The organism is Mesorhizobium prunaredense, from assembly GCF_900156895.1.
In the GTDB taxonomy this organism is placed as follows: Bacteria; Pseudomonadota; Alphaproteobacteria; order Rhizobiales; family Rhizobiaceae; genus Mesorhizobium; species Mesorhizobium prunaredense.
In genome coordinates, this window is record NZ_FTPD01000050.1 from 1 (window position 1) to 545 (window position 545).

At 55.2% G+C, this 545-nt stretch carries 1 protein-coding gene; it reads left to right on the forward strand.

All coding sequences use genetic code 11. The features are described 5' to 3' along the window. Positions 1-545, forward strand: a 545-nt coding sequence (locus BQ8794_RS27355; protein ID WP_280174621.1) for a CocE/NonD family hydrolase C-terminal non-catalytic domain-containing protein, incomplete at both ends; no start/stop codon positions are given.

The following is a 545-nucleotide window of genomic DNA, read 5'->3' on the forward strand; positions in this document are numbered from 1 at the left end:
CACGACACGTGGCCAGACCCGAAAGTCGAACGCCGCACCTTCTATCTTACGGTCGACGCACAGATCTCTCCCGACAAGCCGGGTGCCAGTTCCAATGGGGAATCTCGCGCCTACTTATACCCATCGGGAACAGAACTTTATGGAGGCGATCAACAATTCCAGGTTCGACCCTATTCCTATGGCGTTCTCAACTACCGGACAGCCCCTGTCACCTCGGACATGGTGTTGCTTGGAAATCCGGAAGTGGTCTTGTATCTCAGCATCGATAACGGCGACGACGCCGACATCGAACTTACGCTGAAAGACGTGGGTCCCGACGGGGTGCTCTTCCTTCAATCAGGCTTGTTGCGGGCATCGCTCCGCGCAATCGACAAAGACCGCACCTATGTTGACGAGGTGGTGCATTCGTTTCGGAAGTCTGAGAAACTTGTGCCGGGTGAAATCTACGAACTGCGCATCTCGTTGATGTCCCCTATAGCGCACGTGGTCAGGCAAGGGCATAGCCTTGAACTGACCATTGGTGCGCCCAATCCCATTCCGCATAG